Source organism: Saccharothrix coeruleofusca (assembly GCF_014648515.1).
GTDB classification, from domain to species: domain Bacteria; phylum Actinomycetota; class Actinomycetes; order Mycobacteriales; family Pseudonocardiaceae; genus Actinosynnema; species Actinosynnema coeruleofuscum.
The window spans coordinates 143639-152162 of record NZ_BMRG01000005.1 but is presented as its reverse complement, the minus strand read 5'-3'; the positions used below and the strand labels follow the sequence as shown (position 1 = coordinate 152162).

At 71.2% G+C, this 8524-nt stretch carries 8 protein-coding genes; all 8 read right to left on the bottom strand.

Annotation, left to right across the window (positions count from 1 at the left end; all coding sequences use genetic code 11):
* Positions 1 to 1020: NADH-quinone oxidoreductase subunit NuoN (nuoN, locus tag IEZ00_RS36680; protein ID WP_229795789.1), on the bottom strand; the 1020-nt coding region annotated here is incomplete at its 3' end.
* 1 nt (position 1021) lies between these two features.
* The gene (locus tag IEZ00_RS16160) at positions 1022 to 2584 is read right to left on the bottom strand and encodes an NADH-quinone oxidoreductase subunit M (RefSeq protein WP_189224086.1); all 1563 of its coding nucleotides are present in this window, start codon (positions 2582 to 2584) and stop codon (positions 1022 to 1024) included.
* Positions 2581 to 4515 (bottom strand): NADH-quinone oxidoreductase subunit L, encoded by a 1935-nt coding sequence (gene nuoL, locus IEZ00_RS16155; RefSeq protein ID WP_372448498.1) that lies wholly within the window; start codon positions 4513 to 4515, stop codon positions 2581 to 2583. Before nuoL ends, IEZ00_RS16160 begins: the two co-directional genes overlap by 4 nt.
* 10 nt (positions 4516 to 4525) lie before the next feature.
* A complete protein-coding gene (nuoK, locus tag IEZ00_RS16150; RefSeq protein WP_189224085.1) occupies positions 4526 to 4825 on the bottom strand; it encodes an NADH-quinone oxidoreductase subunit NuoK in 300 nt (99 codons plus the stop codon).
* Positions 4822 to 5655 carry an NADH-quinone oxidoreductase subunit J gene (locus IEZ00_RS16145; RefSeq protein ID WP_229795785.1) on the bottom strand — a complete coding sequence of 278 codons (834 nt, stop codon included), beginning with the start codon at positions 5653 to 5655 and terminating at the stop codon, positions 4822 to 4824. Before IEZ00_RS16145 ends, nuoK begins: the two co-directional genes overlap by 4 nt.
* Positions 5652 to 6218: an NADH-quinone oxidoreductase subunit NuoI gene (nuoI, locus tag IEZ00_RS16140; protein WP_189224084.1), complete on the bottom strand. Its 567-nt coding sequence runs from the start codon at positions 6216 to 6218 to the stop codon at positions 5652 to 5654. The genes IEZ00_RS16145 and nuoI overlap by 4 nt, the downstream gene beginning before the upstream one ends.
* A complete protein-coding gene (nuoH, locus tag IEZ00_RS16135; RefSeq protein ID WP_189224083.1) occupies positions 6205 to 7515 on the bottom strand; it encodes an NADH-quinone oxidoreductase subunit NuoH in 1311 nt (436 codons plus the stop codon). The genes nuoI and nuoH overlap by 14 nt, the downstream gene beginning before the upstream one ends.
* On the bottom strand, positions 7512 to 8524 hold a 1013-nt coding region (locus IEZ00_RS36675), incomplete at its 5' end, for a molybdopterin-dependent oxidoreductase (protein ID WP_229795782.1). The genes nuoH and IEZ00_RS36675, both read right to left, overlap by 4 nt.

Genomic DNA, 8524 nt, shown 5'->3' with positions numbered 1-8524 from the left:
GATCATCCGCTTCACGTCGGTCTGGGTCAGGCCCAGCACCGCGCCGATCACCATGGACGCGATGGCCACGCCCCACAGCACGCCGTTCCACTCCCAGCTGGAGCGCTCGAAGGCCACGAACAGCACCCGCAGGATGCCGCCGAACGCGGCCACCTTGGTGCAGGCGGCCATGAACGCGGTCACCGGCGTGGGCGCGCCCTGGTAGACGTCCGGGGTCCAGGCGTGGAACGGGCCGACCGACGCCTTGAACAGCAGGCCCACCACCAGCAGGCCGAAGCCCGCGTACAGCAGCGTGTCCGACCGGTCGGTGCCCGCGGTGGCGGTGGCGATGTCGGCCAGCTTCACCGAGCCCGAGTAGCCGTACAGCAGCGCCACGCCGTAGAGGAAGAACGCCGACGCGAACGCGCCGAGCAGGAAGTACTTCACCGCGGCCTCCTGCGACAGCAGGCGGCGACGGCGGGCCAGGCCGCACAGCAGGTACAGCGGCAGGGACAGCACTTCCAGCGCGATGAACATGGTCAGCAGGTCGTTCGCCGCGACGAAGACCAGCATGCCGCCGAGCGCGAACAGGGTCAGCGGGAAGACCTCGGTCTGCATCCCGAACCGGCCCGCCCGCGCGCGGTCCTGCGGCGTGCCAGGGGGCACCGCCGCGTCGGAGACGAACGCGCCGCCGGGCTCGACCGAGCGGTCGGCGATGAGCAGCACCGCGCCCAGCCCCAGCACCAGCAGGGTGGCCCACAGGAACAGCACCGGCCGGTCCACCGCGATGGTGCCCGCGAAGGTCACCGTGCCGCGCTCGGGGTTGTCCTCCGCTGCCGCGTAGCCGATCAGCGAGGCGCCCGCCGCGGCGAGCGTGAGCAGGGTGAGCACGACCTGGGCCGCCCACCGCTGCGCCTTGGGCAGGAACGCCTCCAGCAGCACGCTGAGGCAGGCCGCGCCGAGCACGATCAGCACCGGCGCGACCGCCGCGTAGTCGATCTCCGGCGCTTGCAGCCGTTCTGCCTGGGCGAGGATCGTCACGTCACTTGCCTTCCTGCGCGACCGGGTCGGCCACCCCGACCTCGCTGAGCGTCGCCCCGACCGACGGGGTGATCACGTCCAACACCGGCTTCGGGTAGAAGCCGAGCACCAAGATCAGCGCCACGAGCGGGGCCAGCACGGCCAGCTCGCGCTTGCCCAGGTCGGGCAGGGCGGCCCGCTCCGGGTCGACCGCCGCGCCGGGGCCGCCGGTGGCGTCGACCAGCGCGGTGCCGCGCACCGGGCCCTGGAAGACCCGCTGGTACAGCCACAGCACGTACAGCGCGGCCAGCACCATGCCCACCGCGGCCAGCACGGTGAACACCGGCTCGTTGGGGAAGGAGCCGACCAGCACCAGGAACTCGCTGACGAACGAGTTGGTGCCGGGCAGCGCCAGCGACGACAGACCGGCCACGAAGAACAGGCCCGCCAGCACCGGGGTCAGCTTCGCCATGCCGCCGTAGTCCTCGATCAGGCGCGACCCGCCCCGTGCCATCACCATGCCGACGACCAGGAACAGCATGCCGGTGGAGATGCCGTGGTTGACCATGTAGAGCACCGCGCCCGCGCCCGCCTGCGAGCTGAACGCGAAGATGCCCAGCGCGATGAAGCCGAAGTGGGCGATCGAGGTGTAGGCCACGAACCGCTTCATGTCCGACTGGCCAACCGCCAGCAGCGAGCCGTACAGGATGCCGATCACGGCCAGCACCAGCACCAGCGGCGCGAGCTCCTGGCTGGCCAGCGGGAACAGCGGCAGGCAGTAGCGCAGGAAGCCGAAGGTGCCGATCTTGTCCAGGATGCCGACCAGCAGCACGCCCGCGCCCACCGGCGCCTCGGCGCCCGCGTCGGGCAGCCAGGTGTGCAGCGGCACCAGCGGCGCCTTGATCGCGAACGCCGCGAAGAAGCCCAGGAACAGCCAGATCTGGGTGGACAGCGGCAGGTCGCGGGTCACCGTGACCAGGGTGGCCCAGTCCATCGTGCCCTCGCCGAGCTTGTCGGCGGCGGCGACGTAGACGCCGATCACCGACGCCAGCATCACCAGGCCGCCCAGCAGCGAGTAGAGGAAGAACTTCATCGCCGCGTACTGCCGGTTCGGCCCGCCGAAGCGGCCGATCAGGAAGTACATCGGGACCAGCACGGCCTCGAAGAACACGTAGAACAGGAACACGTCGGTGGCCGCGAACACGCCGACCATGCCGGTCTGCATGGCCAGCAGCAGCGCGAAGAACCCGCCCGCGCTGCGGCCCTCGGGCAGCTTGTCCGCCCACGAGCCGCCGATGACCACCGGCACCAGGAACGCGATGAGCGCGATCATCACCAGCGCGATGCCGTCCACGCCCAGCGACAGGCGCACGCCGAAGGCGGGGATCCACTCCACCGAGCTGGTCAGCTGCAGGCGGGCGCCGTCCGGGTCGTAGGCGACCCAGGCCAGCACCGCGAACACCAGCTCCACCAAGGAGACCGCGAGCGCGACCAGCTTGGCGAGCCGGTCGTTGCCCCGCAGGAAGGCCACCACCAGGCTGCCGGCCAGCGGCAGCAGGAGCAGCGCGATCAGCGTCCAGCTCACGAGAACCTCACCATCAGCAGCGCGCCCAGGACGCAGATCGCGCCCAGGAGCATGGAGAGCGCGTACGAGCGCACGAACCCGGTCTGCAACCGGCGCAGCCGGCCCGAGCTACCGCCCAGCAGCGCCGCGGTCCCGTTGACCAGACCGTCGACGCCCTTGTTGTCCACGAACACCAGCGCGCGGGTGAGCCAGGTGCCCGGCCGCGCGAACAGCGCCTCGTTGAGCGCGTTGCCGTACAGGTCGGCGCGCGCGGCGCGGACCGGGAACGACACCCGCTCGGGCCGCCGCACCGGCTGGGGCTTGCGGCCGAACAGCAGCCACGCCACCAGCACGCCCAGCGCGGACAGGCCCAGGGTCAGGAAGTTGACCGCGGTGTGGCCCAGCACGCCGTGCTGCTCCTGCAGCTCGCCCAGCGACGGGGCCAGCCAGCCCGCCAGGTTGTCGCCGGAGGAGAAGAAGAAGCCCGCGCCGACCGAGCCGAACGCCAGCACGATCATCGGCACCGTCATGCTCAGCGGCGACTCGTGCGGGTGGTACTCGCGGCCGTCCTCGGACTTGAGCTCCTTCCAGCGCGGCTGCCCCAGGAACACCAGCAGCAGCAGGCGGGTCATGTAGAACGCGGTGATCGCCGCGCCCAGCGCGGCCACGCCGCCGAAGACCCAGCCGCGCCAGCCCTCCTGGGAGAACGCCGCGGCGATGATGGCGTCCTTGGAGAAGTAGCCGGACAGGAACGGGAAGCCGATCAGCGCCAGGTAGCCCAGCGTCCAGGTGACGAAGGTGATCGGCATGAGCTTGGCCAGCCCGCCCATCCGGCGGATGTTGCCCTCGTCGTTCATGCCGTGCATGACCGAACCGGCGCCGAGGAACAGCCCGGCCTTGAAGAAGCCGTGGGTCAGCAGGTGCATGATGCCCAGCGCGTAGCCCAGCGGCCCCAGGCCCACGGCCAGGATCATGTAGCCGATCTGGCTGACCGTGGAGTAGGCCAGGACCTTCTTGAAGTCGTCGTAGGCGCAACCGATGACGCACCCGATCAGCAGCGTGAACGCGCCGATGATCATGACGACCAGGCGGCCGTCGGCGCTGAGGTTGTAGATCGGGTTCGAGCGGGCGATGAGGTACACGCCCGCGGTGACCATGGTGGCCGCGTGGATCAGCGCGGAGACCGGCGTGGGACCGGCCATCGCGTCGGGCAGCCACGCCTGCAGCGGGAACTGGCCGGACTTGCCGCACGCGCCGAGCAGCAGCAGCAAGGTGATCGCCAGCACCTCGGCCGAGGACAGCTCGCCGACGCGGGCGAAGACCTCGGTGTACTGGGTGGTGCCCAGCTCCTTGAACATGATGAAGATGGCGATCGCCAGGCCCAGGTCGCCGACCCGGTTCATCAGGAACGCCTTCTTCGCCGCCGAGGCGGCCTCCGGCTTGTGCTGGTACCAGCCGATGAGCAGGTAGGAGGCCAGGCCCACGCCCTCCCAGCCGAAGTACAGCGTCACGAAGCCGTTGCCCAGCACCAGCAGCAGCATCGCGGCGACGAAGAGGTTGAGGTAGGCGAAGAACCGCCGCCTGCCCGCCTCGTGCGCCATGTAGCCGATCGAGTAGATGTGGATCAGGGATCCGACACCGGTGATCAGCAGGACGAAGGTCAGCGACAGCGGGTCCAGCCGCAGCGCGAACTCCACGGTGAGCGCGTTGACCGGCACCCAGTCGAACAGGTGCAGCTCGCTGGTGCGCGCCTCGGGGCTCTGCCCCAGCGTGGTGAAGAACAGCGCGGCGCCGTAGACGAACGTGGCGATGACCGTGGCGCAGCCCAGCAGGTGTCCCCACCGGTCGGTGCGCTTGCCACCGAGCAGCAGCACCGCCGCGCCGAGCGCGGGCAGGGCGAGCAACAGCCAGGCGAGACCCGCGATCCCGCTGGCGGCAACAGGTTCCGTCACCGGTGACCCCTCAGTACTTCAGCAGGTTGGAGTCGTCGACCGAGGCCGAGCGACGCGTCTTGAAGATCGCCATGATGATCGCCAGGCCGACCACGACCTCGGCCGCGGCCACGACCATCACGAAGAACGCCATGACCTGGCCGTCCAGCTCGCCGTTGATGCGGGCGAACGTGACCAGGCTGAGGTTCACCGCGTTGAGCATCAGCTCCACGCACATGAACACCACGATGGCGTTGCGCCGCACCAGGACACCGACCGCGCCGAGGCTGAACAGCAGCGCGGACAGCAGCAGGTAGTAGGTAGGGGTCACGACTCTCCCTTGAGCGCGCGCGCGTCGGGCCGGTGACCGGTGCCGGAGACCTCGGCGACGTCGTCGTCCAGGCGCTCCTTCGCGGTCGGCTCGACGATCTCGGACAGCGACTCGCGCGCCACCGAGCCGTCGGGCAGCAGCGCGGGCGTGGCCACCGAGTTGGCGGTGGCGAACACGCCGGGGCCGGGCAGCGAGCCGGGGCGCTCGCCCCGGAAGCGCTCCTCGACCAGCTCGCGCTGGGTCTTGCGGGTCTGCTTGGCGCGCGAGGCGAACGCCAGCACCATCGCGCCGATCGCGGCGGTGATCAGCAGCGCCGAGGTCAGCTCGAAGGGGAACAGGTAGTCGGTGAACAGCAGCTGGCCGATGTTGGCCACGTTGCCGCCGTTGGTGGTGTTCGGGGTGACCAGGCCGACCGGGGTGACGTCGGTGAGCGCGCGGCCCAGCGCGCCCACCACCAGGCCCGCGAAGCCGATGCCCAGCACCGTGGCGGCGAACCGCTGGCCGCGCAGCACCTCCACCACCGAGTCGGAGCTGTCCCGGCCGACCAGCATCAGCACGAACAGGAACAGCATCATGATCGCGCCGGTGTAGACGATGATCTGCACGAAGCCGAGGAACGGCGCCTGCTGGACCATGTAGAGCACGCCGAGGCTGAGCATGGTCAGCACCAGCCACAGCGCCGAGTGCACCGCGTTGCGGGCGAACAGCATCCCCAGCGCGCCCGCCAGCGCGAGCGGTCCGAGGACCCAGAACGCGACCGCCTCGCCGGTGGTGACGGTGTCGGCCACCTGCTGGGTGATCCCCGGCTGGGCCAGGAGCGTGAGGCTCACTTGCGCGCCTCCTCTGACCCGGTCTCCACCGTCGCGCCCTTGGGCACCCCGGCCTCGCGCGCCAGCGCCGGGCCGTTGACGTAGTAGTCCTGCTCGTTCTCGCCCAGCCGCATGGGGTGCGGCGGCTGCTCCATGCCGGGCAGCAGCGGGGCGAGCAGGTCCTCCTTGGTGAAGATCAGCTTCTGCCTGCTGTCGTCGGCCAGCTCGTACTCGTTGGTCATGGTCAGCGAGCGGGTCGGGCAGGCCTCGATGCACAGGCCGCAGCCGATGCAGCGCAGGTAGTTGATCTGGTAGTCGGCGCCGTAGCGCTCACCGGGCGAGTAGCGCTCGTCCTCGGTGTTGTCGCCGCCCTCGACGAAGATCGCGTCCGCCGGGCAGGCCCAGGCGCACAGCTCGCAGCCGACGCACTTCTCCAGCCCGTCCGGGTGCCGGTTGAGCTGGTGGCGGCCGTGGAACCGCGGCGCGGTGACCTTCTTGACCTCGGGGTACTCCTCGGTGACGACCTTCTTGAACATCGTCCCGAAGGTCACGCCGAAGCCCTTGACGGGATCAAGCATCCCCATCGCCAGCCTCCTTGCCGGTGGTTACTGCAGCGGGTTCCTTGGGCAGCCGCGCCACTTCGACGTCGCGGCGGCGCGGGGGCGCCTTGGGCACGGCCAGGTCCAGCGGCGGCACGGGGAAGCCGCCGCCGGTGACCGGCACCGCGTTGGGGTCGCGCTCCTCGCGCCGGTCCGGCAGCAGGAAGGCGATCAGCAGCACGGCGGCCAGCACCGCGCCGAACACCGCCAGCACCGTGCCGGTGGCCAGGCCGCCCGCCTCGATCTCCTGGCGGACGTAGCGGGCGAAGGCCACCGCCACGAACCACACCAGCGCGATCGGGACCAGGAACTTCCAGCCCAGCCGCATGAACTGGTCGTAGCGCAGGCGGGGCAGCGTGCCGCGCAGCCAGATGAACAGGAACAGGAAGGCCAGCGTCTTGAGCACGAACCACAGCAGGCCGAACCAGCCGCTGTTGAGCAGGTGGTCGTCGCCGACGAACGGGAAGCGCCAGCCGCCCAGGAACAGCGTGGTGGCCAGCGCCGAGACGGTGACCATGTTGATGTACTCGGCGAGGAAGAACAGCGCGAACTTCAGCGAGCTGTACTCCGTGTGGAAGCCGCCGACCAGCTCCGACTCGGCCTCGGGCAGGTCGAAGGGGGCGCGGTTGGTCTCGCCGACCATGGAGATCACGTAGATCGCGAAGCTGACCGGCAGCAGGTAGAAGTACCAGCCGCCCGCCTGGGCCTCGACGATGTCGGCGGTGGACAGCGAGGCGGAGTTCATCACCACGGCCACGATCGACAGGCCCATCGCGATCTCGTAGGAGATCACCTGCGCGGCCGAGCGCAGCGCGCCCAGCAGCGGGTAGGGCGAGCCGGAGGCCCAGCCGGACAGCACGATGCCGTAGACGCCGACCGAGGAGCAGGCCAGCACCACCAGCACGCCCACCGGCAGGTCGACCAGCTGCAGCGCGGTGCGCTCGCCGAAGATGGAGACCTCGCCGCCGATCGGGATGACCGCGAAGGCCAGGAACGCGGGCACGCAGGAGATCACCGGGGCCAGGAAGTAGACCCACTTGTCGGCCAGCACCGGCCGGATGTCCTCCTTGAACGCCAGCTTCAGCCCGTCGGCCAGCGACTGCAGCCAGCCGCCGGGGCCGACCCGGTTGGGGCCGGGCCGCTGCTGCATCCGCGCGACGACCTTGCGCTCCCAGTTGATCATGAACAGGGTCATCACCACGAGGAACGCGAAGATCCCCACGACCTTGACGATGATCAGCCAGAGCGGGTCGTCCGCGAGCAGTTCCGCTGTCTTGCTCATGCGTTGCCTCCGGGGGAAACAGCCACCACCGAGCCGTGGCCCGCGGCCAGGGAGCGCCGCACCGCGACCGCGCCCGAGTTGCCGGGCAGCCACACGACGCCGTCGGGCAGGTCGGCCGCCTCGACCGGCAGCACCACCGCGCCGCGCTCGGTGGCGACGGTGATCTCACCGCCCAGCACCACGCCCAGCGACTGGGCGGTGGCCTCGGACAGCTTGGCCACCACCGGCCGGGCGGTGCCCGCCAGGTTCGGCTCGTCGTCCTGCAGCGACCCGTTGTCCAGCAGCCGCCGCCAGGTGGCCAGCACGGCCTGCCCGGCCTTGGGCTGGCTCAGCAGCGGCGCGGGCACGGTCGGCGCGGCGGCCCGCACGGTGGCCGCGCCCAGCCGCTCCAGGTCGGCCGCCGCGGCGGCCGGGGTCTGGGTGAACAGGTCGGCGTCCATCTCCACGGCCAGGGTGTCCAGCACCCGGCCGTCGGGCAGCGAGCCGGTGCCCTCCAGCGTGGTGGCGAACGGGCGGCGGCGGCCCTCCCAGTTGAGGTAGCTGCCGGACTTCTCCACCGCCGGGGCGACCGGCAGCACCACGTCGGCGTGCGCGGTGACCGCGCTGTGCCGGATCTCCAGGCTGACCACGAACGGCGCCCGCGACAGCGCCCGCTCGGCCAGCGCCGGGTCGGGCAGGTCGAACGGGTCGACCGCGCCCACGACCAGCGCGTCCAGCTCGCCGCTCGCGGCGGCGGTGAGGATGCCGGTGGTGTCGCGGCCCGGCGCGGCGGGCAGCGCGCCCGGCTCCAGGCCCCACGACCGCTCCACGTGCGCCCGCGCGTCCGCGTCGGTGACCAGGCGGGCGCCCGGCAGCAGGGTGGGCAGCAGGCCGGTCTCCAGCGCGCCGCGCTCGCCCGCGCGGCGGGGCACCCAGGCGACCCGCGCGCCGGTCCGCCCGGCCAGCGCCGCGACCGCGGAGAACAGGCCGGGCACCTCGGCGGCGCGCTCGCCGACCAGGATCACCGAGC